This window comes from Salinarchaeum chitinilyticum, assembly GCF_055390775.1.
On sequence record NZ_AP043888.1, the window covers coordinates 1,268,891 to 1,291,970 of the forward strand.

A 23,080-nucleotide genomic window follows, 5' to 3' on the forward strand; every position below is an offset into this window, starting at 1 on the left:
CCGACACAGCTCCGTTGACGATCTAAGAATGTCACAGTTCGATCCACCATCCCGACGCGGGGACGATCGTGGCGTCGACGCGCCAGCCGACGAGTTCGACGTCGACGCCGTCGACACCGAGATCGAATCGTCCTTCGACACAGACGTCGAGGCGCCGACGATCGACGCACCCCAGACCGCCACGCTCTCGCTCGAACAGATCGGCGGCGTCGAAGCGGGCGAGATCACGATCGACGGCGGCATCACGACTATCGCCGGCCACAATGCGACCAATCGGACGTCGACACTCCGTGGACTCTGTGCCGCACTCGGGACCGACACGACTGCGCCACCGGCGACGACCCTGTCCTCGGACGCCGACGCGGGTCGCGTCGAGCTCGAGTTCGGCGGAGCAACGTATACGCGTACGTTCACTCGAACCGATCGAAACCGCGTCGTTGCGGGAGGCAGCCCGCTCTCGGACGACGCCGACGTCGTCGACGCCTTCGTCGCGCTCCTCGAGGACAATCCAGTGCGACGGGCCGTCGAGCGAGGTGGCGACCCGACGGAGCTTCGGGAGCTCCTGATGCGACCGGTCGACACGGACGCCGTCGACCGCCGGATCGACGACCTCGAATCCCAACTCCAGCAGGTCGACGAGTATCTGGCGACGATCGACGACGAAGCGGACCGACTTCCAGCCCTTCGTGACCGTCGCCAACAGAAGCAGACGACGCTGGAGGAGATCGAGGCAGAGATCGAGGACGTCGAGGCGGAGGTCGACGCCTACGACGCTAGCGAGGCCGAGGCCGAACAGGCCGAGGAGCTCCTCGAACGACTCCAGGACCTCCGTTCCGAACTCGCCGAGACGAACGACGAGATCGAGTACCACCGCGAGAAGGTCGCCGAGTACGAGGAAGAAGCCACGGACGTCGAAGCGGCGCTCGAAGCGACCGCGGTCCCAGAAGAAGAGATCGAGCGGCTCGAGGAGCGGCTCGCACGCCAGCGACGGCGGAAACGTGACCGCGAAGCGACGTACACCGACGTCGACGCGATCATCGGATTCAACGAGACGGTACTCGAGGACGACGACATCGACGTCGACGCGATCGGAGGGAAGGGAGTCCCCGGGAGCGAGACTGTCGAGGGTTCAGACAGCGTCACCGATCAGCTGAATCCAGCCGACGAAACGGTCGAGTGCTGGACGTGTGGAAGCGACGTCGACGTGGAGGCAGTTCGGGGCCAGCTCGACTCCCTTCGCGACCTCCGCGCCGATCTGCACGCCGAGGTCGGGGAGATCGAAGACGAGATCGACGAACTCCAGGAACGGCGCCAGGAACTCGCCGACGAACGCGAGGAGTACCAGCGGCTCGAGTCCCGCTCCGAACGGATCGAAGACCAGATCGACCACCACCGGTCGGAGGCCGAGCGACGCGCCGAATCGGTCCAAGAGCTCACGGCGGAGATCGAGGAGCTCGAACGCCGCGTCGACGAGACCGAATCGCTTCGCGAGAGCGATCTGGTCGACGCGTATCAACGCCTCTCGGAGCTGGAGTACGAGCGCGGACAGGCAGAGAGCGAGCTCGACGACGTCGAGGCAGAGATCGAGCGAATCCAGCAGCTCGTGGACGATCGCGAGGACGTCGAGGAGGCGCGCGACGCAGTCGTTGAGGGCCTCCAGACGCTCCGTGGGCGCGTCGAAGCTGCCGAGCAGGCGCTCGCGTCGGCGTTCAACGAACACATGGAGCGCGTCGTCGACGTCCTCGATTACGAGAACATCGCGCGCATCTGGATCGACCACAAACCCGGCGACGCCGTGGCCGAGCCGGGAACGTTCGAACTCACCGTCGTGCGGGAGGGTGACGACGGTGCCGTCTACGAGGATTCGGTCCGGACGCTGAGCGAATCGGAGCGAAAGGTGGTCGGACTCGTTCTGGCGCTGTCGGGGTACATCGTCCACAGCGTGTACGACGACGTGCCGTTCGTCGTCCTCGACTCGGTCGAAGCGATCGACGCCGAACGGATCGCCGAACTGCTCGGGTACTTCGGTCAGCGGACGGGGTTCCTTATCACTGCTCTGCTCCCGGAAGACGCGGCCGTGGTCCAATCCAGCGAGCAGACGGTGGCGAGAGGAGCCACCGACTACAAACATCGGAAAGCCGAGGATATTGACTTCTTATCAGAATAGAATACACTAATCTCGGTCCGGTAAATCTCCGCAGATGGCCGGGGGCAACTAGTGGAGACCCCGAATACGAACTGTGCACGCGACTGACTGATCGAACCCCCGATTCGACTGGACGGATCAGCCAATTGCCAGTGGCATGCTTTGGCTGCGCGCTGTTTCTCCCGGACCAGCGACCCATCGAACGGAGCTGTAGTAGCAACCCAGTCGGGAACACCGGGGCGAAACGAAGGAAGTAGTACACGGACAGCAGTACTACGTCCAAGACGACGGCAGCTCGTCCGTCACATTTCCACCAGCCATCGACGTCGCCGATACCTGCCCCGACAGTCACGAGATCCACGAGTGCAGTCTGGAGATTCCCGACTGCTGGAAGAGTTGTCCGATACTTCCGAGGGGCGAACAGTCGCCCGTGCTGGATACACTGAATACCATGCACTCAGCTTCACTGAATATATATTAATCTTATACTTTGGTGCATCACACGGCGGTTGTTCTAGCTCAGGAACGCGCCGATCTATGGCAAAATTGGTGAGTGTACCTGGAGTGCTGCTCAGTCCTCGATACTCCCGTTCGGAGCACGGCGACCCGGGACGCACTCGCGACCGAAGCGGAGCGTTCGGGCGCCCGCTCGACCGACGCTACGCCGGAACGTCTTCGCCGAAGAGGTCGTCGGGGACGGCCCCGATCTGCATCAGCATCGGGAGCATGCCGACCTCCTGCCACGTCTCGGCGAGCTTCCCGTCCTCGAAGCGGTCGATCTCGATACCGGTGACGGTCACCTCCTCGTTCGTCGGCTCGACGTCGCCCATCTGCCCGACGTGCGTGCCGGTCTGCCTCCAGCGGATCGTGACGTAGTCGTCGGACGGGAGGAGCTGTTGGATCTCGAGCTCGCCGTCGATCATCTCCGCGCCCATTTCGGCCATCATGCGATAGCCCTCGTGACCGCCGGGCCACGACTCGTCCTCCGGCATCGAGGGGTCGTGGAGGACGTAGTCCTCGGCGACGAGCTCCTCCATGGCGTCGTAGTTGTGGTTCTGCCAGATTTCCTCGTACACGCGTCGGGCCACCGTCTCGTTGTCTTCTTGAAGTGCCATAATCGGTCCCGCCCGGAGGCAGGTGGGAGCACGGAAGGCTTGAGAGCGTATTGTTATGAGCACCAGATCGAGAGTAACGCTCCACGACGTCCTGCCGGGGCGGTGCGGGTCCCGGCTTACTTCGGGACGATCTACCCGGCTGTACTCCCCACGATCGGATCACCGCCAGGCGGACGTTCGGTCCGACGCCGCACCGAGCCGGAACTCGATCGCACGGCGGCACTCCCCGGCTCCAACCACCCAGCACCACAACCAACCCCGCGCCGTCGGCCACCGGGCACTCGCGACCGATCGGTCCCACCACGAGGTGGACCGATCGCCCCGTCAGTCACCTCACTCGCCGTCGGACCCGAGCGTGCTCATGCCGAAGACGATCACATCGAGCAGTAGCCGCAGGACCAGCACGGCCACCGTGAGAATCAGGACGAGCGCTGCGACGACGAGGATAGCGTCGATGCTGAACCTGATCGCGAACGTCCACACCATGTACCGAGAGCCCTGGTAGGGAACGATCGAGCGCGCGATCGGCAGCAACACCAACATCCCGACGTTCCAGAGTGTGACCAGGAGCATACTCCAGACGGCGATCGCGTAGACCGCGGAGCCGCCCCACTTCGAATTCACGTCGAGCTCAGAGTTTGCAGTGAGGAAGCCGCTCACCACATCCAGCCCCACTGCGATGAGGAGTGCAGCCACGGCAACGCGCATCCAGTCGAGATACTGCTCCATGGCACCGTCGACGGCGCCTGCTGGCGTCGGGACGGACGAACCCAACAGGAGGATGCTCCCCGCGCTCCCGATCGTCGCGAGTCCAAAGAGGACGCCGAGAACGGGCAGACTGAACGCTTCGAACGCCACCGCATCCTCCTCTTCCCCCGCCATACGACAACGTATCTCACGGCCTACTACAAACGTATCGGCCGAGAGACGGCCAGTACGGCAGCCAGTAACGGCGGGCAGACGAAGGACTGCTCACAGGCTACTCCACGTCTTGACTCAGCAGCCGCTCGCACGCCCGCACAGAATAGTCCGACCGCGCTCGGTGTGCTGGGGTTGTAGATTGCTCGCGGCGCTTCTCGGGTTCCCGTCGTCACGAACGCTCAGGGGCAACGTCGAAATCTGTGACGTGCAGAATGGCGGTGGTCGATTCGAGTGTACCAGCGTCGAAGCTCCCGAGGGATTCTCACCGACTCCGTCGTAGGTGCCATCCAGGAACGCCCAGCACAGATTTAGGGCGCAAACCCGTATACTGATTTGACCACCAAATGGATAGGATGGGTGCAGCCGTTCGGTCTGAAGAATTCTACCAGACGCTCGTGGAAAACGCAGCGGAGGGGATGCTGACGATCGACGAGAACAGCGATATCGTGCACGCGAATCCGGCCGTCGAAGACATTCTCGGGTACTCACAGGAGGAACTGATCGGGAGTTCCAAGATGAAGATCATCCCCGAACGGCTCCAGCCTGTGCACGCGGCTGCGCTGGACTCCTACGTCGAATCCGGCGAGAAGAACATCGACTGGGACGGGATGGAGCTGCCCGCCCTCCACAAAGACGGCCACGAGGTGCCGACGCTGATCAGCCTGCGCGAGCACGAACACGATGGCGAGCGGTACTTCACGGGCATCATCCGCGACATCACCGAACGTCGAGAGCGAGAAGAGCGCCTCCGCGACCAGAAAGATCGACTCGACGAGTTCTCCGAGATCCTCACGCACGACATTCGGAATCCGCTATCCGTGGCGCGCGGCCATGCGGAACTCGCCCAGGAGCAACACGACATTCCGGAGCTCGACCGGATCGCGGAATCGCTCGAACGCATCGACGCACTCGTTGACGACGTGGCCGAGCTGACGAAAGACGGCGAGGCAATTGGCAGCACCGAAATGGTCGATGTCGAGACTGTTGTCACGGAGGCGTGGCGGAACGTCTCGACCGGCGATGCCGAGCTCTGTATCGGCACTGATGTCGGGACGATCGAGGCCGACGAGAGCCGCCTGCACGGTCTATTCGAGAATCTCTTTCACAATGCGATAGAGCACGTCGGCGAAGATGTAACGCTCCGCGTCGGACGCCTCTCCAATGCGGATGGCCTCTACGTCGAAGACAACGGGACAGGCATTCCAGAAGCGATCCGTGAGGATATCTTCGAGTACGGCTACTCGACGAGCGAAGACGGGACTGGCTACGGGCTCTCGATCGTGAAGCAGATCGTGGACGGCCACGGTTGGGACATCGCTATCACCGAGAGCGATGCCGGCGGTGCACGGTTCGAGATTACCGGGATCGATTTTCAATAGTTTCACGCCATTCAACTCGGCTCGGCAACAGGATTCATATGACGAGGGCGACCACTAGTGAGCATGTTCGAATCGGGAGAAATACGCGAGTTTGACGATCTCAGTTTCTCTCCACGGGCGGATTCAATCCACGCGTTGCACGTGGACGACGACGGTTCGTTCGTCGAGTTGGTTTCTACCTTTCTCAAACGGGAACGGGACGACATCGAGATTTCCACGGAAACGAGCGTCGATGACGGGATGCAGGTTCTGCAGCACAACGACATCGACTGTGTCATCAGCGACTACGAGATGCCCGGACAGGACGGACTCGACTTTCTAGAACTCGTCAGAGACGAACATCCGGATCTCCCGTTTATCCTCTTCACAGGGAAAGGTGACGAGGAGATTGCCAGCGAGGCAATCACAGCTGGCGTTACAGAGTACTTGCAGAAAGGAACTGGGACGGACCAGTACACTGTTCTGGCGAACCGCGTGGAGAACCTCGTCGAGAAGTACAGAGCAGAACAGGAAGTGTTCCGTGGATTCCAGGCGTTAGAATCGGCCCAAGAGGGGATCGGAATCCTCGACGAGAACGGCGAGTACGTCTATTTGAATCGGGCCTACGCCGACGTGTACTGTGCCGAGCGGGAAGACATTCTCGGGGAACACTGGGAGGCGCTGTACCCCGACGAGGAGGCCGATCGCTTCCGTTCCGAAATCCTTCCAGCGCTCGAATCCGACGGGACCTGGTCGGGTCAGTCGGTCGGCATCACGGCCGGCGACGAACGCGTCGTCGAGGAGCTCAGCCTCACGCAGTTGGGTGACGGTGGCCACGTCTGCGTCGTCCGTGATATCACCGAGCGGCAGGCACGCGAGAAAGCACTTCGGCGCGAACAGCGTTTTCTGGAAACCGCGCTCAACTCCCTCGACGACCTATTCTACGTCTTCGACGACGACCTGAACTACGTTCGTTGGAACGACGAGTTCGAGGACGTCATCGGATATTCGCCCTCGGAGATTCGCGGGCTAACGCCGATGGACCTGTTCGAGGGGGACACGAAGGCCGCGATCGAAGCCGAAATCGATCGGATTCTCGACGACGGTGAGCGTGTCGTGGTGGAAGCCGACCTGCTGACGAAGGAAGGCAACACGATCCCCTACGAGTTCACCGGTATCCCCGTCGAGGACGATGGTGAGGTCATCGGTGTCGTCGGACTCGGGCGGAAGGATCCATGACCTGCATGCACCGTCCGTACTGACTGCCCCACATCGATACACTCGGCACTCACTTTCGCTAACCGATTCCTCGAAGGCTGTTTGGTGGTTCAGTTCGTCGCTTGGGGATAATCTCTATAATGTTGGTTCGATAAACAGTCACTGTGACGGGCTCTATTTCGGTACTTCACGTCGATGATGAGCCTGGTTTTGCGGAACTCACGGCAGAGTTCTTGGAGAAGGAAAGCGAGCACCTCTCCGTCAACACCGAAACGAGTGCTGTGGCTGCACTCGAAACGATTCGGCAGGATCCTCCCGACTGCGTCGTCTCGGATCACGATATGCCGGGTATGACCGGCATTGAGTTGCTCGAACGCGTCCGAGATGACTACCCAGAGCTCCCGTTCATCCTCTTCACTGGCAAGGGATCCGAAGAAGTTGCGAGCAAGGCCGTCTCCGCTGGCGCCACGGACTACCTCCAGAAGGAAACGGGGACCGACCACTACACCTTGTTGGCGAACCGGATCGAGAACGCGTTCGAACGCCATCGCTCACAGCGAGCGGTCGAACGGCAGAAACGGCGACTCAAAACCCTGGTCAGTAACCTGCCTGGCGTCGTCTATCGTTGTCGGAACGAACCGGGCTGGCCGATGGAGAACGTCGAAGGGGAATGTGAGGCGCTAACCGGCCACACGACAGAGCAACTCGAAAACGGAACAGTCTCGTGGGGAAAGGATATCGTCCACCCCGACGACCAGGACGAACTCTCTGAAGATATTCGGCGGGCAGTCGCGGACAACGACTCCTTCCAATGTACGTACCGCATCACCACTGCTGGCGGCGAGACGAAATGGGTATGGGAGCGTGGCCGCAGTGTCATCACCCCCGAGCAATCGGCTGATAGGCTGGAAGGATTCATCACCGACATCACCGATCAGAAGCAACGGGAGCGACGGTTGGACGCCATCTTCAACAACACGTATCAGTTCACTGGGCTGACGGAGCCGGATGGAACGATCATCGAAGCGAACGAGACGGCCCTCTCCTTCGCTGGTGTCGAGCGCGACGCTGTGGTCGGGACGAAACTGTGGGAGACTGCTTGGTTCGACTCTAGCGACAGTGCCCAAACAATCGCCCAGGAAGCGGTCGAAACAGCCCGAGACGGCGAGATGTTCCGCGACGAGATACGCATTCAGGGTGTGGAGGAAGAAGCGTACATCGACTTCTCGGTTCGGCCCGTCACCAACGAAGATGGTGAGGTTACCGAATTACTCCCGGAAGGACGGAACATCTCGAAGCTACAAGATCGGAACGAGACGCTTCAAAAGCGTAATCGGCAGTTCGAGGCAATATTCAACGATCCGAACCTGCTGGTCGGGTTGCTCACACTCGATGGAACGGTACAGGATGTCAACGATACAGCGATCGAATACGTCAATGCCAGTCGTGAGGATGTCCTCGGGCAGAAGTTCTGGGACGGGCCGTGGTGGACCGAGGAGCAAACCTCGGATGTGAAGCGGTGGATCGACGACGCCGCAAGCGGTGAGTACGTAACTTACGAGGCGGTCCATTCATCGGAAGACGGCGACGGGATAACCGTCGAAGGGAGCTTTCGACCCGTCACTGACGACGGTGAAGTGACCCGGATCGTCGCATCTGCAAACGACGTGAGCGAACGGAAGCAGCGTGAACAGGAGTTACGGGAGCGGAAGGAACGGTTCGACGAATTCACGAGTTTCGTCTCTCACGATCTCCAGAGTCCGATTTCGACCGTGCAGGGTCGGTTGGAGTTGGCCCTGGAAACCGGCGATATGACGCACGTCGAAAGTGCCGCTTCTGCTATCGAGCGCGTAGACGATCTTCGAGACGATCTCGTGACCTCACTTCGTACGGGAGACATCGTCTCAAGCACGGAACGAACCGATATCGAGGCGCTCCTCGAAGAAGTCTGGACGACAGTCGATCCTCCGGAGACTGCATCGTTCACGGTCGAAGAGCAGATCCATTTGGACGTAGACGCCGATGCGTATCAACGATTGCTCGAAAATCTCGTCGGGAACTCGATCGAACACGGCAACGGAACCGTGAACATCCAGGTTGGAAGCCTCGACGATGGCATGTATTACGAAGATAGCGGTCCCGGAATCGATCCCGATCTCCGAGACCGCGTGTTCACGCCGGGATTCTCGACGAAAAACGGCGAGGAAGGCATTGGGATGGGGATGGCGAGTATTCGTCAAATTGTTCTGGCCCATGGCGGGTCGATCTCGATCAAGGACGCCGAACAACTCACCGGCGTCCGGTTCGAGATCTTCCTGTCGGAGTAACGCTGCTCGCCCGGCTGGAAATCAGTACGCCACGGGGAGCCACGGCCCGCATGTGAATTGGTATGGTGGCTCGGTAGGCCGTTCATCCCGCCCGCACTCGGCCACGTCCCGTCGCTCGTGGACGTCCCGAATCGAGTCCCCCATTCTCCACACCGGCCCCAGCCCACCAGCCAACCCACGATCCGCGACCCCGACCGACCACGCGAATCGGCCCGTAACCCCCACAGCACCTGGTGGACTGAAAGGGCGAGGCGGGGTCGCGTTCACCTGGTCGCCGCAGCGATCCCTATCGCCGCGAAGGCGGCGATATGTCGCTGCGCGACCGCGAGCCGGCCGAGGGCTTTCGAGGCCGTTGCTGTGTGACGTGCGACGTCGACCACTGGACGGGCCGACCCATTTTACTACCACACCCTCCAACCACCGGCCAACGCAATGATCGAGGTCGCTGGCCTCCGGAAGGAGTACGGAGGGTTCGTCGCGGTCGCCGACAGCACGTTCGCCGTCGAGAGCGGCGAGGTGTTCGGCGTCGTCGGGCCAAACGGCGCCGGGAAGACGACGACGCTGAAGATGCTCGCGGGGCTGCTCGAACCGACGGAGGGGACCGCGACCGTCGCTGGCCTGGACGCCGGCGACCCGGAGATGCGCCGGAACCTCGGCTTCCTGCCCGAGGAGTCGCCGCTCTACGAGGAGATGACCGCGCGCTCCTACCTCCGATTCTTCGCGGACCTCTACGACGTCCCGCGCGAGACCGCCACCGAGCGGATCGAGCGCGACCTCGATCGCCTCGAACTCGACCACCGCGACCGGAAGATCGGCGACATGTCCAAGGGGATGACCCGGAAGGTCGCGATCGCCCGCGCGCTCGTCAACGATCCCGACGTCCTGATCTTCGACGAGCCGGCGAGTGGGCTCGATCCCAGAACGACCAACTACGTCAACCGGTTCGTCGGCGAGCTGGCCGAGCGGGGGAAGACGGTCGTGTTCTCCGCGCACAACCTCTATCACGTCGAGGACGTCTGCGATCGCGTCGCGATCATGAACGAGGGCGAGATCGTCGCCCGCGGAACGCTCGATGCGATCCGCGAGGAGTACGGCGAGAGCGCCTACCACGTCTACACCGACGTGGAGATCGAGGGGAGCGTCCGCGAGAACGGCCGGCACAAGCTGGTCGTCACGAGCTTCGACGCCATCGAGGACGTTCGGGAGGCCGCCGACGCGGCGGGCGGACAGGTGCTCGACGTCCGGACGGAGGGGTCGAGCCTCGAGGAGATCTTCCTGGACCTCGCCGGCGACGGCCGGGAGGCCGAATCGTGAGGCGGCGTTCGCATCGCTCGACTGTCCGCAGCTGCAGTGACGCGGCACCGCGCCTGCGAACCGACCGGAGGCGGCGATAACTGTGGGACTGCGGAAGCTGCTCCGGATCGCGCGCTGGGAGGTCCAGACCGCCACCGGAACGATCGACCGCAAGACGATCGCCGTACTGCTCGTCGCCGTCGTCGCCGCGGGCGCTGGCGCGCCCGCGATCACGAGCGGCGCGGGCCAGCTCGACGCCGGGCTCTACACCGTCGCCGTCGACGACGACCACCCCTACCACGACGCGATCGAGGAACGGTCCTCGCTGCGGATCGTCGGCGAGGGCAGCGGCGCGGACCTCGTCGTGACCGACGAGACCGTGCGGGTCGCGGACTCGACGACCGGCGACGCGGCGCAGACGGAGCTCCGGGAGGCGATCCGGGCGTACAACGTCCGGCACCTCCGCGAGGAGAGCGACCAGGCGGCGGCGTTCCCGGTGCTGGTCGATCTCGTGTTCGTCGAGCAGTCCGGCGGGGACGCCAGGACCGGCGGAACGAACGACGGCGGGACGACCGACGGTAGCGGTGGCGGCGGCGACGGCACTGCCACCGACGGCACCGGCAGCGACGGCACCACTGGCGACGGCAGCGGCGACGGAACCGCTGACGGCAGCGGCACGGACGGCACCAGCGACGACACCGATAGCGGAACGACCGACGGCACCGCCGGCGGATCGAGCGGCGGCGGGCTCCCGATCCCCGACGTCGGGATCGGCGGCGGGGGCGCCCAGAGCGGCACGCCGGGGGATCTCGCCGCACCGTTCCCCTTCGGCTCGCTCGTGCTCGCGTTCGCGTTCGTCTTGCCGATGAACTTCGTCATCCAGGCCTACGGCTCGACGATCATGGACGAGCGGCGCAACCGCCGGGGCGAACTGCTGCTCGTCGCGCCGGTCACCCGGACCGACGTGGTGGGCGGGAAGACGCTGCCCTATCTCGGCGCGATCGCGGCGGTCACGGTGGGCATCGCCACACTCATCGGCGGCGGCCCGCTGTCGGTGCTGGCCGTGTTGCCGATCGGCCTCCTCTTCCTCGGGCTGACCTTCGTCGGCGCGATGTTCGCACGCTCCTACAAGGAGCTGACCTTCCTCACGGTCTCGATCAGCGTGCTCGTCACGACGTTCGTGTTCGTCCCGGCGATCTTCACGGACGTGACGCCGATCGCGCTGATCTCGCCGCTGACGCTGGTGGTCATGGACCTCGACGGCACGAGCGTTGGGCTCGCCGGGATCGCGTTCGCGACCGGTCCCTCCGTCCTCGCGAGCGGCGTCCTGTTCGGGCTGGGCACCGGCATCTACCGCGAGGAGGACATGTTCACGCAGCTGCCGGTCCACCGGAAGGCCCTCGACGCGCTGGCGGCGTGGATCCACGAGCGCCGGCACGTCGCGGCGATGACCGCGCTGTTCATCCCCTTCGTGTTCGTCCTGGAGCTGCTCGCCGTCGCCATCCTGTTCGCGCTCCCGCTCGCGGTCTCGCTGCCCGCGATCATGCTGCTGGTCGCCGTGATCGAGGAGGTCGCCAAGAGCGTCCACGTCTACGCGGCCTTCGAGCACGACCGGTTCGACCGCGGGCTCCGGACCGCCGTCGCACTCGGCCTCGCGAGCGGGACGGGCTTCTTCCTCGCGGAGAAGGTCACCCACGCCGTCCAGCTCGTCGGGCTCGACCAGCTCGAGGTCGCCCAGGCGGCGTTCACGCCCGCCACGAGCGTCGGGCCGGCGCTGGCGGTCGCGCTGTTCCTCGCGCCGCTCGTGCTCCACTGCGTGACGGCCGCGATCAGCGCCGTCGGCGCGAGCAAGAACGCGCGCAGCTACGGGGTCGCGCTCGCGGTCGCGGTCGTCGTCCACGCCGCGTACAACCTCGGGGTGATCGCGCTTGCCACGTGATCCCCGGCTCACGATCGCGAAGCGGGAGCTCGCCGCGCTGAAGAGCGAGAAGACGATCGTCCTCGCACTTCTGATCCAGCTGTTCGTCGCGGCCTTCTCATCCTTCCTCGTCGTCGGGCTCGTCTCGATGTACGATCCCTCCTCCGTCGAGGGCGGCTCCATCGGCGTCGCGATCACCGGCGAGGGCGGCGAGGACGTCACCCGCTCGCTCGAGTCCGTCGACGGGATCCAGCCGGTCCACTTCGCCGACGCCGACGAGGCCCAGACGCGCTTCCGGGACGGCCGGTACGACGCCCTCCTGACCGTCACCGAGAGCGAGGACGGCCGGCTGCGGATACGCGCCGCCGTCCCCGACTCCGGCGTCCGGAGCACGCTCGTCGTCACGCGGCTCCGCGACGGGCTCGAGGCCCTCGAGCGGGATCGCCGCGCCGCCTTCGACGACCGGCTCGAGTTCGAGCCCCTGGCCCTGCCAGCGGACAGCTCCGGGAGCCCCTACGTCGGGTTCACCTACACGGTGCTTCTCCCGCTACTCTGCTTCCTGCCGGTGTTCATCAGCGGCTCGATCGCCGTCGACTCCATCAGCGAGGAGCTCGAACGGGGCACCTTCGAACTGCTCCGCGCGGCGCCAGTCTCGATCGTCGACATCCTCGACGGCAAGCTGCTGGCGGCCGCGTCGCTCGCGCCCGCCCAGGTCGCGCTCTGGCTGGGGCTGCTCCACGTCAACGGCATCCCGATCGACAACGCGCCCGCGATCCTCGGGCTCGTCGCCGCGATCACCGCCGCGATCGTCGGCCTCGGCATCGCCATCGCGTTGCTCGCCCCGGACCGCCGGCAGGCCCAGCTGGTCTACTCCGTCGGCGTCCTCTCGGCGTTCATCGTCGCGTCGCTCCTGCCCGAACACCCCGCGAACACCGTCGCGAAGCTCTCCGTCGGGAATCCCACCGGGACGACCTGGACGCTGCTCGGCGGGTACCTCCTCGCCGGCGCGCTCGCGCTCGTGGTGGTTCGGGTGCTGGTCGGGCGGCTGTCCGTGGAGCAGCTGGGTGGGGATCGGTGATTGACGGAATGTTCGGAGCAATCATCGTTTCCTGTCCTATCATCAAGAGTTCACAGGACGGTTGCCAGAAGCCAGTACGACTCGACGGGATTGCATCTACAGAGCAGACGGAGTGACGATTCTGCCGTCGTTGGTGCGCCGGAGTGGATCCTTGGGATGCTGTCCAACGTTCTCAATATAGCTAGTAAACTTCTCTTCAAACCCAGCCGGAGGGTTTTCGAACAACTTCACGGCGTACTCGACGATTGCAGCTTGATCGACGGCCTCCCTGTCTCGACCCTGGGTGAGCCCGTAGAAAGCTGAACTCGCCATCTCGCGTAGAAACTGGTGCTCGTTGTCGTAGCAGAACTGGCAGTCGTGATAGTCCGCGGCGAAAAGGACGCCTCGCTCGTGGTGGTCGGGACAGATGATCTTCTGCAGCCGGTCGAGATTCCGAAGCTCGACATCGAACGGCGGTTCGTCCCGGACAGTTACAACGAAATACCCACCGACGAGGGGCTCAGCTTGGTGGTCATCAGTTCGATACAGGAATGCAGAATTGAGACAGCGGCCCTTGTACCGGCCGGTGTGGACGTGGCCCGAGAAATACGCCCGACCAGAAAAGTGATCGAGTAACCACACGCGCTCTCCATGGGTAACCAAAATATCGTCAGAATCGACGAGATCGGGGCTCTGTGTAAAACGTTGCCCTCCAACCGTTACGTGACCGTCAGGTGGTATTCGTGTCCCAGCTTCCAGCTGGCATCGTTCGTAGACGTATTCTCCGTCGAGTCCCCTCGCGTGATCCCTGTTACCGAAAATGTAGAGTAAACCGCCGGACGTGCGGCTTTCCAGAGCCTGAAGTAGTTCATCGAGATCCTGCAACTGCTCCACGCCTGCTTCGACTCCGTCGAAATAGGCATTCGTGAGATCGCCGACGTGGACGGCGAAGTCGAAGGTCTCCTCAGCCGTTTCGTCAACCACTCGCTGGACCGATTCAATGTCGCCGTGATTGTCCCCCATCACCAGAATGCGCTGCTCGCCCATGTTCGTCCCGCTCAGGGGGCATTAATCAACGTTTGGACCGGACGATGGCTAGCTCGGTATCTCTCCGGTGCCCTTTGACCACAGATTCACCAATCACGATTGCTCCGCAATCTGCTCGTCTACGGGTACTCGGTTCCAAGGGAATGGAATTCAAACGAGTCGCCGATGTCGGCGTAGTAGAGTGCGAGGTTCGCCTCCAGGTCGGTCTGAAGATAGTGATTAATTGCCTCGACGAGATCGTCCTGGGGATTGGCCCCGTCCGAAATCGCTTCGAGATAAGTCGGACCGACTTCTTCCCCAAACCGCTTGTTTGTGATTGGTTCATCATGCCAGAACGTTTTCGGAAGCGGGAGATCGTACGACTGTAGACAGTCCTCAAGGCTCGGCCATGATACCCCAGTTCGGTCTGCTTTCTGCTTCCGATCAAGGATGAGGTCCACGTGTTGATCTCGAACGAATGCTGGAGGTTCTGGAACGGTAGATGCTTTCCCCAGAATATCGAGCCGATCATCGATGAACGACAGATCGAAACCCTGCCCGTTGTAGGAGACGAGCCCATCGGCATCGAGGGTACAAAGCTGCTCCATCGCCCGCTGTATTAGCGCCGCCTCGCCTCTGCCGTCCCTGTGGAACAGCTCGTAACTCGCATCGACCCCTGGGTCACCTCGCTCGTGTACGCCAATCCCAATCGATACGAGCTCTCCCTTGTGCGCTTTGAAGTGCGTCGTCTCGATGTCTAACGTTGCTACACGATTGAATCCCGGATCACCTCTATCGATGTGCATACCACATACTACATGGCCGCCCCCGTTGAACGTTCGTATCAGATCGACATGCAATCCCCGGCAGAGATTATCATCGACTGGGCTACTGAGTCAGAGTTATTAGAGAAAGTGCGATCTATCGCCTCGAATTCGGCGATATGTCCGCTGAGACGACCGAGAGCGCGCCGAGGGCCTTCTGGGCGTTTGCGGTACCGTCCGAACACTCGAGGAACGCCTCGATCTCACGCGTAGTGAGGAGACCGGCAGAACTGTTGCGCGGTTGCAGGACTGACGTTTCGTCGTCGATACAGTACCCCAGCCCATGGAGGCCCTTCGCGAGCTCGCCGAGGCGATTGACCGCCGTACCCGTACCGCCACCTAGTGCTACCGATGTCACACGCCGGCCGTCGCCAGGCACCAATAGCAAGCGGAATCGGCTGAACGTTCATACGTCTGTGTCCCGACGTGCTAGGCCCCATGGACGTCGTCGACCCCTCGACCGGCGACCGGATCGAAACGTACGACGAACACACCGAGAGCGAAGTCGAGGCGACGCTCGAGCGTGCGGCCGAGCGCTACGAGGACTGGCGCGACCGCTCGATCCGTGACCGCGAGCAGCTGCTCGCGTCCGCGGGCGAGGTGCTCCGCGAGAACAAACGCGAGTACGCGGAGACGATGACGCGGGAGATGGGCAAGCCGATCACGCAAGCGATCGCGGAGGTCGAGAAGTGCGCCTGGGCCTGTGATCACTACGCCGAGCACGCGAGCGCGTACCTCGAGCCCGACCATCACCCGAGCCCGCCTGGAACGACGGTCAAGACCGAGTACGAGCCGCTCGGGCCGGTCCTCGCGGTCATGCCCTGGAACTTCCCGTTCTGGCAGGTGTTCCGGTTCGCCGCCCCCTACACCGTGGCCGGGAACGTCGGACTGTTGAAACACGCCTCGAACGTGCCCGGGTGTGCACTCGCCATCGAGGAGGTGTTCCGCGAGGCCGGCTACCCCGAGGGCGTGTTCCAGTCGCTGCTGATCCCCTCCGACCGCGTCGAGGGCGTCCTCGAGGACGACCGCGTCCGGGCGGCGACGCTGACCGGGAGCGGGCCGGCGGGCCGATCCGTCGCCGCGACGGCCGGCGAGCAGCTCAAGAAGACGGTGCTGGAGCTCGGCGGGAGCGACCCGTTCGTCGTCCTCGACGACGCCGACGTTCCCGCTGCGGCCGAGACCGGCGCGTGGGCGCGCAACCAGAACGGCGGCCAGTCCTGCATCGCCGCGAAACGGTTCGTCGTCCACACCGACATCTACGACGAGTTCCTCGACGCGTTCGTCGACGAGATCGAGTCGCTCGCGGTCGGCGATCCGACCGAAGATGACACCGACGTCGGCCCGCAGGCCCGGGCCGGCCTCATGGAGGAGCTCCACGGCCAGGTCGAGGACAGCGTCGCTGCCGGGGCGACCGTCGTCACGGGCGGCGAGCCCATGGACCGCGAGGGCGCGTTCTACCCACCAACCGTGGTGACCGACGTTCCGCCTGGCTGTCCCGTCGACGACGAGGAGACGTTCGGTCCCGTCGCCGCGGTCTACGAGGTGGGCGACGAGGCCGAGGCAGTCAGGAAGGCCAACGACACGCAGTACGGGCTCGGGGCGAGCGTCTGGACCGAAGACCGCGAGCGGGGCGAGCGAGTCGCCGGTCGCATCGACGCCGGCTGCGTCTACGTGAACCAGCTCGTCAAGTCCGATCCGCGGGTCCCCTTCGGCGGCGTCGGCGACTCGGGCTACGGCCGCGAGCTCGCCGAGCCGGGGATCACGGAGTTCGTCAACCGCAAGACGGTGTGGGTGGAGTGATGAAGGCCTCCGACTTGCTGGTCGCCGCGCTCGAACGCGAGGGCGTCGATCACGTGTTCGGCGTTCCGGGCGAGGAGCTGGAGGATCTCCTCTTCTCGATCCGGGACTCCACGGTCACCTTCGTCCCGGTCCGCCACGAGCAGGGCGCGGCGTTCATGGCCGACGTCCACGGCCGCCTGACCGGCGACGCGGGCGTGTGCCTCGGGACGCTCGGCCCGGGCGCGACGAACCTCTTGACGGGCGTCGCCGACGCGCACCTGGACAAGAGCCCGCTGGTCGCGATCACCGGGCAAGGCGGGCTCGAACGCCTCCACCAGGAGAGCCACCAGGCCATCGACGTGCTGCGGACGTTCGGACCGGTCACCAAGTGGAACACGCAGCTCGACAGCCCCGACATCGTCCACGAGTCCGTCCGGAAGGCGTTCAAGGTCGCCGAGTACGAGAAACCCGGCGCGACCCACCTGGAGCTCCCGGAGGACGTCGCGAGCGAGGAGACCGACGCGCGGCCGCTCGAAGCCCGGGACCGCATCCGGTTTGCAGCGCCCGATCCCGACACGCTCGGTCGCGTCCAGGAGCTCCTCGAGGGTGCGGATCGCCCGATCGTGATCGCCGGCAACGGCGCCGTCCGGACCCAGGCCGCGACGCAACTGCGCGCGTTCGTCGAGGCGACCGACGTCCCCGTCGTCTCGACGTACATGGGGAAGGGAGCAGTCTCGGACGCCGACGAGCGATCGCTGCTGACGCTCGGCTCCGGCACCGACGGCGAGGCAGCGCAGGCCATCTCGCGTGCGGACCTCGTGGTCACCGTCGGCTACGACATCGCCGAACACGACCCGGCCGACTGGAACGACGGGACCGTCCCGCTGGTCCACGTCGACAGCGAACCCGCAGAGGTGTACGAGGCGTACGACCCCGACGTCGAAGTGATCGCCGACAACGGCCGGACGCTCGAGGCCCTGACCGAGTGGTACCGCTCCGCCGGAGCGTCCTTCGAGACGGGGTGGTACGCCGACCTCCGAGAGCGAATCGTCGACGGGATCGACCAGACCCCACGGGAGACCGCGCCGTTCACCCTCGAGGGCGTCCTCCCCGTGCTGCGCGAGGCGATGGCCGACGAGGACGTGCTCGTCTCGGACGTCGGCAACCACAAGATGGCCATCGCCCAGCGATTCCCGACGTACGAGCCGAACACGTGCATCATCTCGAACGGGCTCGCATCGATGGGCATCGCCGTTCCGGGCGGGCTCGCGGCGGATCTGGCGGTGGACTCGAACGTCGTCGCGGCGACCGGCGACGGCGGCTTCCTCATGAACGCCGCCGAGATCGAGACGGCGACCCGCACCGGCTGTGGGTTCACCATCGTCGTCTTCAACGACGACGATTACGGCCTGATCTCGAAGAAGCAGCGCGATCACACCGGGGAGTCCTTCGGCACGGGACTGACGAACCCGGACTTCGTGACCTTCGCGGAGAGCTTCGGTATCGAGGGGTACCGGCCCGAGACGAGGGGCGACCTCGAGACGGCGCTCTCCGAAGCGGTCGGCGGGGAGATGGCGCTGGTGGAGATTCCGATCGCGTGAGCGTGGGGACCACTCGCAGTTCCGCGACGCACCGGGTCCCAGCCAGTCGGGTCCGCGGTGGCGTTAGCCATCCCTCAAGCCAGGGGCAACGAGACCGACGCAGTTGCCCAGAATCGATTTCCTGCCGACCGGCAGGGGAATCGCCCGGACGAGATGTGGTCGTCTCGGCGGGGAGATGCGACGATGGTCACAGTTCGTCGTCCGCACCGTCCCGAGCGTAGATACGGACCGTCGAAATTCGAGTCCCGTCGACGCTCGTCACCTCGACGACGTGCCCGGCGATCTCGACTCGATCGCCACGGGCCGGGGCTCGGTCGAGGCGTTCGAGTACGAGTCCACCGATGGACTCGACCTCGTCACTCGAGAACTCCCCCTCGATCACGTCGTTGATCGACGAGAGGGGAACGCCGCCGTCGACGTCGTACCCGGCGTCGTCGCGCTGGAGAATCGATGGTTCACGCCCCTCGGCGTCGAACTCGTCCCGGAGGTCGCCGACGAGCGCCTCGACGACGTCTTCGACCGTCGCAATTCCCTCGAACGTGCCCCACTCGTCGATCACGGCGGCCATTTGCTGGTGCTCGTCCCTGAACTGTCGCAGGAGATCACTCAACCGCATCGTCTCGGGGACGATCACGATATCGCGAGCGAGGTCACCGGCCACCTCGCTGTCCCCGGGCTCCACCTCGGCTCGCAGCACGTCCTTGACGTCGACGAAGCCGACCACCTGATCGGCGTCCTCGGCGTCGAGCACTGGATAGCGAGTGTGCTCGGCCTCGAGGACGATCGACTGGAGTTCCGAGAGCGAGGCGTCTGCCGGGACGCTCACCACGTCCGGTCGAGGGACCATCACCTCGCGCACCACGACGTCGTCGAGATCGAACACCCGCTCGATCATGGCCACCTCGGCGAGGTCAATGTCTCCCTCCTCGCCGGATCGGGTGAGCACCCGGAGCAGCTCCCGTTCGCCGAGCGTCTCGTCCGTTTCGGAGGCGGGTGGGACGCCGAGTGCCCGGGTGAACGCGTTGGCGGCGCCGTTGAACACGACGATCCCCGGATAGAGCAGGTAGTAGAAGAGCTTCATCGGCGGGGCGAGGAAGAGGGAGAGGCGTTCGGTCTGGGAGATCGCCAGCGTCTTCGGCGCGAGCTCGCCGAAGACGACGTGGAGGAACGTGATGACGCTGAAACCGACCACGAACGCGACGAGATGGATGAGGCTCGCCGGGAGGATCGGTGCCAGTACGGGCTCGAGAAGCGCCGCCACTGCGGGTTCGCCGACCCACCCCAATCCGAGCGATGCGATGGTAATCCCGAGCTGCGTGGTCGCGAGATAGTCGTCGAGGTTCGCCATCACCTCCTGGAGCGTATTCGCACCGGTCCGGCCATCCTCGGCGAGCTGTTCGACCGACGTGCCTCGAATCCGCACGAACGCGAACTCCGCAGCGACGAAGAAGCCGTTGAGTGCGACGAGCACCAGCGCGAGGGCGACCTGCGCCAGCGAGAGCGCGACGTCTACCATCGGCGGGGCTGGAAGCGGCGGGTGGTCGATTGTCGAGTGTTCATAGGAGGACGTATCGGCCCACCTACTAAAAGGGAGTAATGAGATCGAAGCGGGGTAACCGTGTGATCGTCGAAGCAGTTCTGAAGCGTTCCCGCCCGAGACAGTGCAGTGGAAGCGCTGTCGTACGTCGTCGCTGCTGTACGGGATTCCACCCAAACTATCGATCGGGTGCAGCGGGAGTGTTGCGTAGGGGCCACATATCTCGCAGTGGATGTCACCCCATCGCGGCAACTGGACTGGCCTGAACAGCCGATTCGTGCGCGGGGAATCGAAAGCAGCTCACGGCGCTACCAGTGTGAGTGGCGAGGCCGTGATCCGATCAGGCACGCCATTCGTTGATGAGCGTCGGGACGACGACGCCAACGCCGAGGAGCACGGCGATGTGAACCCATTGACTGTCAGTTACAGCCGTTGTACCGAACACCAATACGAGAGCGACGGTGACGAAGAGTCCCGTAATCTTGGTTTCTGTGCTAACGAGGCCGTTCGAGTTTTTGGAGGGCTGCTCTGACACGTTTGACGGATTCGCTACATCATACAAATATGCTTCTCTCCAGTTTCAGATTCAGAACTATCGCTGACGAGCGGCAGGTACCTGCCTGGCGAGGAGTCGTCCCGCCAATTCCGACGACGTCGACCACTCTCGCCCCCAGATACGGAGCCCATCGCACACCCCGTTGCCAGTCGAGAGCTGTCGGGCACGATCGAACGTCGCCCGTTGTCGCGTCGATACCGCAGCACAGACAGCCACGAACGGTTGCCCGAAATCCACGGCGGATCGGAGAGGAACACGTATCCGGCAACCGCGTCAGCCTCCGGTAGATGCAGTTCTGTGAGGAGTGTGGTTCGATCATGCACACGGAGGGCGACACGTGGGTGTGTCGCTCCTGTGGAAACGAGGCGCCGCGGGACGCGCACGCAGAAGCGGCGATGACGACCCAGGACGAGCAGCGGGACGACGGGGCACCCGCCGTGGCCGACGCGACCGAGGGCGCCACCGAGACGATGGAGGCGCCCTGTCCGGCGGACGATTGCGACAGCGACCGGGCCGAGTACGAGATGCTGCCGAAACCGGGCGGCTCCTACGAGGTCCGGCTGTTCACCTGCATCGAGTGGGGCCACAAGTGGCGCGAGTCCTGACGGCGCGTCTCTTGCAGCAACTCCACTTCGATTCAGTTCGACCGAGACGGTCGATTCGGGCACCGCCATGCCCGAAGCCGTCCCTTCAGTCCAGCGCACCCAGGTGCGTAGCCGCCTCTCGGGCAATCTTGTCGACAGTCGCCTCGTCTACGTGGCCTTCTATCGCCTCGATATCGGCGTGTTTGATCGTGACGAGGACCCAGGGATTGACGTAACTCTCGCGGGGAAGTCCTCCACCGATGAAGTCCGCGTCGGCGAGTGGAATTGCTGCCGAGCGGCGCGTTGTCGTGACGACCCCGTAGACAGCTTCTTCGTCGCGGAACGGGGAGAGTCTGCACTAAGCAAACGTATGGTCGATGGTCGTGGGGCCCGAGCAGAGCTGGCCCCTTCACGACCGTTCCACGGGTATACTGCGGCTCCGTCATCCGTCCGATTCACCTTGACATCCTCCCCGCGCTGAAGAGCGAGGATTCCCGACCGCGTTGGGATATTGTGGTTTACGACGTGACCTGTTCTTGAGGTGCGAACGCACCAGTCTCCTTGTCAAACAAGTACGTCGATGGCTGTGCCAACCAGCCGTTACTCCTATCTCCCCCGTCACAGGCGAGACTCGGAGTTACTTTCTGTCGGATGTTCTCCGCACCGTTCACGTCTGCATTCGCCGTCATCCCGCACTCGTCACACACGTACAACCCGCGCTCAACGCGATTCGCGCGGCATTTCTGCCCACAGCACGAACACGTCTTGGACGTATCGTGCTCTGACATCTCCGCCACCGTGATACCCTCCATCTCGGCTTTGTATTCGAGGAGGTCCGTGAACCGGTCGAACGCCCACGAGTGCAAGTCGAGGTTGCCGTGCCTCCCCCAGTCCTTCGACTCGCCGTCCTCCTCGTCCTCGCGGATGCCCGAGAGGTCGCCAATCACGATCGTCCCCACGCCGTCGGCAACGCATCGTTGGACGATGTGTTTCGAGAGCGCGTGGAAGTGGTGGGTGCGACGAGCCGATTTCTTCTGGTTCAACCGATTCGCCTGCTCGGAATCCGAGCCGTCGCAGCGAGCGAGTTGTTTGCTGAAGTAGTAGTCGTCCTGCTTCAGACAGTTCAGCGGGTACAACTCGGCGTGCCCATCTTCGTAGGCGAGCGCGGCGAAATTGCTGATGCCAAGGTCGATGCCGACAGTTTTCTCGCCGGGAGATTCGGCGGCTTCGAGTTCGACCTTGCAGACGAAATGAAGTTCCCACTCCTCGCCCGTCCAGACTGCCCGAACCTGTTGGACGCTCTCCACGGCGGAGAGCGCAACGTCGGGCCGGGTCTGGTACTCACAGAGGCTGAAGTCCGAGAAGTGCTCTTTCAGGTTCGAGCCCTTCGAGAGTCGGACGCGATTGTACTCGGTGTCGAGTGTGAAGCCGGCGTCTTTGAACGTGACTGTCGAACGCGGGTGTTCGTCGCCGAGTTTGCGGTACGTCGGCGGGTTCGCTCTCGTGTCTCCGTGTTGTCGTTTGCCGTACCAGCCGTTGAACGCCTCAGCGAGTTCTTGAAGGACTCGCTGACTTGACTGAGAATGCAGGTCATCGTAGCGGTCGTGGCTCTTGAGGTACGCGGTGAGTTCGTCGTGTTCAGGAATGTAGTCGATTTCATCCCAGACACGACTAATTGTCCACCGACCGACGTTCCAGAGTTTCGAGGCTGCGAACCCGAGGGCGTCGAGGTCGTCGGACACCTGTTGCTGGTTCCGAATGGAAGCAGTGTAGGTGCGAGTGACGACCTCGTTCGCCATATGTAACGTGTGTCGGTATAA

At 63.6% G+C, this 23,080-nt stretch carries 17 protein-coding genes and 1 pseudogene; 10 read left to right on the forward strand and 8 right to left on the reverse strand.

Features of this window, described 5'->3' with window-relative positions:
• The first annotated feature begins 28 nt into the window (after positions 1-28).
• Positions 29-2,167 carry an archaea-specific SMC-related protein gene (locus ACZ5KP_RS06225; RefSeq protein WP_460921016.1) on the forward strand — a complete coding sequence of 713 codons (2,139 nt, stop codon included), beginning with the start codon at positions 29-31 and terminating at the stop codon, positions 2,165-2,167.
• 638 nt (positions 2,168-2,805) lie between these two features.
• On the opposite strand, the gene ACZ5KP_RS06230 is transcribed toward ACZ5KP_RS06225, so the two are convergent.
• Both ACZ5KP_RS06230 and ACZ5KP_RS06235 read right to left on the reverse strand, forming a co-directional pair.
• Positions 2,806-3,261, reverse strand: coding sequence for an ester cyclase (locus tag ACZ5KP_RS06230; RefSeq protein ID WP_460921018.1), 456 nt, complete (start codon positions 3,259-3,261; stop codon positions 2,806-2,808).
• 333 nt (positions 3,262-3,594) lie between these two features.
• A complete protein-coding gene (locus ACZ5KP_RS06235) occupies positions 3,595-4,143 on the reverse strand; it encodes a hypothetical protein (RefSeq protein ID WP_460921020.1) in 549 nt (182 codons plus the stop codon).
• A gap of 392 nt (positions 4,144-4,535) precedes the next feature.
• Here ACZ5KP_RS06235 and ACZ5KP_RS06240 point away from each other — a divergent pair, with 392 nt between their 5' ends.
• The 6 genes from ACZ5KP_RS06240 to ACZ5KP_RS06265 all read left to right on the forward strand — a co-directional run bounded on the left by ACZ5KP_RS06240 (position 4,536) and on the right by ACZ5KP_RS06265 (position 13,374).
• Positions 4,536-5,561, forward strand: a complete 1,026-nt coding sequence (locus ACZ5KP_RS06240) for a two-component system sensor histidine kinase NtrB (protein ID WP_460921022.1) — start codon at positions 4,536-4,538, stop codon at positions 5,559-5,561.
• Positions 5,562-5,624: 63 nt separating this feature from the next.
• Complete coding sequence (locus ACZ5KP_RS06245; RefSeq protein ID WP_460921024.1) at positions 5,625-6,779, forward strand: PAS domain-containing protein; 1,155 nt, start codon at positions 5,625-5,627, stop codon at positions 6,777-6,779.
• 143 nt (positions 6,780-6,922) lie between these two features.
• Complete coding sequence (locus ACZ5KP_RS06250) at positions 6,923-9,085, forward strand: PAS domain-containing protein (protein ID WP_460921026.1); 2,163 nt, start codon at positions 6,923-6,925, stop codon at positions 9,083-9,085.
• A gap of 432 nt (positions 9,086-9,517) precedes the next feature.
• Positions 9,518-10,399, forward strand: coding sequence for an ABC transporter ATP-binding protein (locus tag ACZ5KP_RS06255; RefSeq protein WP_460921028.1), 882 nt, complete (start codon positions 9,518-9,520; stop codon positions 10,397-10,399).
• 82 nt (positions 10,400-10,481) lie between these two features.
• Entirely contained in the window at positions 10,482-12,317 is a 1,836-nt protein-coding gene (locus tag ACZ5KP_RS06260) for an ABC transporter permease family protein (protein WP_460921030.1), read from the forward strand.
• A complete protein-coding gene (locus tag ACZ5KP_RS06265; protein ID WP_460921032.1) occupies positions 12,307-13,374 on the forward strand; it encodes an ABC transporter permease in 1,068 nt (355 codons plus the stop codon). The genes ACZ5KP_RS06260 and ACZ5KP_RS06265 overlap by 11 nt, the downstream gene beginning before the upstream one ends.
• A gap of 96 nt (positions 13,375-13,470) precedes the next feature.
• On the opposite strand, the gene ACZ5KP_RS06270 is transcribed toward ACZ5KP_RS06265, so the two are convergent.
• Together ACZ5KP_RS06270 and ACZ5KP_RS06275 are read right to left on the reverse strand one after the other, a co-directional pair.
• Entirely contained in the window at positions 13,471-14,400 is a 930-nt protein-coding gene (locus ACZ5KP_RS06270; protein WP_460921034.1) for a metallophosphoesterase family protein, read from the reverse strand.
• A gap of 119 nt (positions 14,401-14,519) precedes the next feature.
• Positions 14,520-15,185 (reverse strand): ribonuclease H-like domain-containing protein, encoded by a 666-nt coding sequence (locus ACZ5KP_RS06275; RefSeq protein WP_460921036.1) that lies wholly within the window; start codon positions 15,183-15,185, stop codon positions 14,520-14,522.
• A 456-nt stretch (positions 15,186-15,641) separates the two neighbouring features.
• Here ACZ5KP_RS06275 and ACZ5KP_RS06280 point away from each other — a divergent pair, with 456 nt between their 5' ends.
• Together ACZ5KP_RS06280 and ACZ5KP_RS06285 are read left to right on the forward strand one after the other, a co-directional pair.
• The gene (locus ACZ5KP_RS06280) at positions 15,642-17,003 is read left to right on the forward strand and encodes an NAD-dependent succinate-semialdehyde dehydrogenase (protein WP_464761888.1); all 1,362 of its coding nucleotides are present in this window, start codon (positions 15,642-15,644) and stop codon (positions 17,001-17,003) included.
• Complete coding sequence (locus ACZ5KP_RS06285) at positions 17,003-18,583, forward strand: acetolactate synthase large subunit (protein WP_464761889.1); 1,581 nt, start codon at positions 17,003-17,005, stop codon at positions 18,581-18,583. The genes ACZ5KP_RS06280 and ACZ5KP_RS06285 overlap by 1 nt, the downstream gene beginning before the upstream one ends.
• A gap of 187 nt (positions 18,584-18,770) precedes the next feature.
• Here ACZ5KP_RS06285 and ACZ5KP_RS06290 read toward each other — a convergent pair whose 3' ends face one another.
• Together ACZ5KP_RS06290 and ACZ5KP_RS06295 are read right to left on the reverse strand one after the other, a co-directional pair.
• The gene (locus ACZ5KP_RS06290; RefSeq protein WP_460923393.1) at positions 18,771-20,099 is read right to left on the reverse strand and encodes a hemolysin family protein; all 1,329 of its coding nucleotides are present in this window, start codon (positions 20,097-20,099) and stop codon (positions 18,771-18,773) included.
• A 361-nt stretch (positions 20,100-20,460) separates the two neighbouring features.
• Positions 20,461-20,655, reverse strand: a complete 195-nt coding sequence (locus tag ACZ5KP_RS06295; protein ID WP_460923391.1) for a hypothetical protein — start codon at positions 20,653-20,655, stop codon at positions 20,461-20,463.
• A gap of 308 nt (positions 20,656-20,963) precedes the next feature.
• Between ACZ5KP_RS06295 and ACZ5KP_RS06300 the strand changes: the two genes are divergently transcribed.
• Positions 20,964-21,281 carry an RPA12/RPB9/RPC11 RNA polymerase family protein gene (locus ACZ5KP_RS06300; protein WP_460923389.1) on the forward strand — a complete coding sequence of 106 codons (318 nt, stop codon included), beginning with the start codon at positions 20,964-20,966 and terminating at the stop codon, positions 21,279-21,281.
• 85 nt (positions 21,282-21,366) lie between these two features.
• Here ACZ5KP_RS06300 and ACZ5KP_RS06305 read toward each other — a convergent pair.
• Together ACZ5KP_RS06305 and ACZ5KP_RS06310 are read right to left on the reverse strand one after the other, a co-directional pair.
• A pseudogene (locus ACZ5KP_RS06305) lies at positions 21,367-21,706 on the reverse strand (hypothetical protein).
• A 72-nt stretch (positions 21,707-21,778) separates the two neighbouring features.
• Entirely contained in the window at positions 21,779-23,059 is a 1,281-nt protein-coding gene (locus ACZ5KP_RS06310; protein ID WP_460923387.1) for an RNA-guided endonuclease InsQ/TnpB family protein, read from the reverse strand.
• Positions 23,060-23,080 lie beyond the last annotated feature (21 nt).

What these genes read in the sequence shown, in the direction of transcription:
- ACZ5KP_RS06275 (WP_460921036.1), bottom strand. Translation starts at nt 15,185, where the DNA reads ATGCACATCGATAGAGGTGATCCGGGATTCAATCGTGTAGCAACGTTA.
- ACZ5KP_RS06245 (WP_460921024.1), top strand. Translation starts at nt 5,625, where the DNA reads ATGTTCGAATCGGGAGAAATACGCGAGTTTGACGATCTCAGTTTCTCT.
- ACZ5KP_RS06255 (WP_460921028.1), top strand. Translation starts at nt 9,518, where the DNA reads ATGATCGAGGTCGCTGGCCTCCGGAAGGAGTACGGAGGGTTCGTCGCG.
- ACZ5KP_RS06285 (WP_464761889.1), top strand. Translation starts at nt 17,003, where the DNA reads ATGAAGGCCTCCGACTTGCTGGTCGCCGCGCTCGAACGCGAGGGCGTC.
- ACZ5KP_RS06270 (WP_460921034.1), bottom strand. Translation starts at nt 14,400, where the DNA reads ATGGGCGAGCAGCGCATTCTGGTGATGGGGGACAATCACGGCGACATT.
- ACZ5KP_RS06300 (WP_460923389.1), top strand. Translation starts at nt 20,964, where the DNA reads ATGCAGTTCTGTGAGGAGTGTGGTTCGATCATGCACACGGAGGGCGAC.
- ACZ5KP_RS06240 (WP_460921022.1), top strand. Translation starts at nt 4,536, where the DNA reads ATGGGTGCAGCCGTTCGGTCTGAAGAATTCTACCAGACGCTCGTGGAA.
- ACZ5KP_RS06235 (WP_460921020.1), bottom strand. Translation starts at nt 4,143, where the DNA reads ATGGCGGGGGAAGAGGAGGATGCGGTGGCGTTCGAAGCGTTCAGTCTG.
- ACZ5KP_RS06230 (WP_460921018.1), bottom strand. Translation starts at nt 3,261, where the DNA reads ATGGCACTTCAAGAAGACAACGAGACGGTGGCCCGACGCGTGTACGAG.
- ACZ5KP_RS06225 (WP_460921016.1), top strand. Translation starts at nt 29, where the DNA reads ATGTCACAGTTCGATCCACCATCCCGACGCGGGGACGATCGTGGCGTC.
- ACZ5KP_RS06310 (WP_460923387.1), bottom strand. Translation starts at nt 23,059, where the DNA reads ATGGCGAACGAGGTCGTCACTCGCACCTACACTGCTTCCATTCGGAAC.
- ACZ5KP_RS06280 (WP_464761888.1), top strand. Translation starts at nt 15,642, where the DNA reads ATGGACGTCGTCGACCCCTCGACCGGCGACCGGATCGAAACGTACGAC.
- ACZ5KP_RS06290 (WP_460923393.1), bottom strand. Translation starts at nt 20,099, where the DNA reads ATGGTAGACGTCGCGCTCTCGCTGGCGCAGGTCGCCCTCGCGCTGGTG.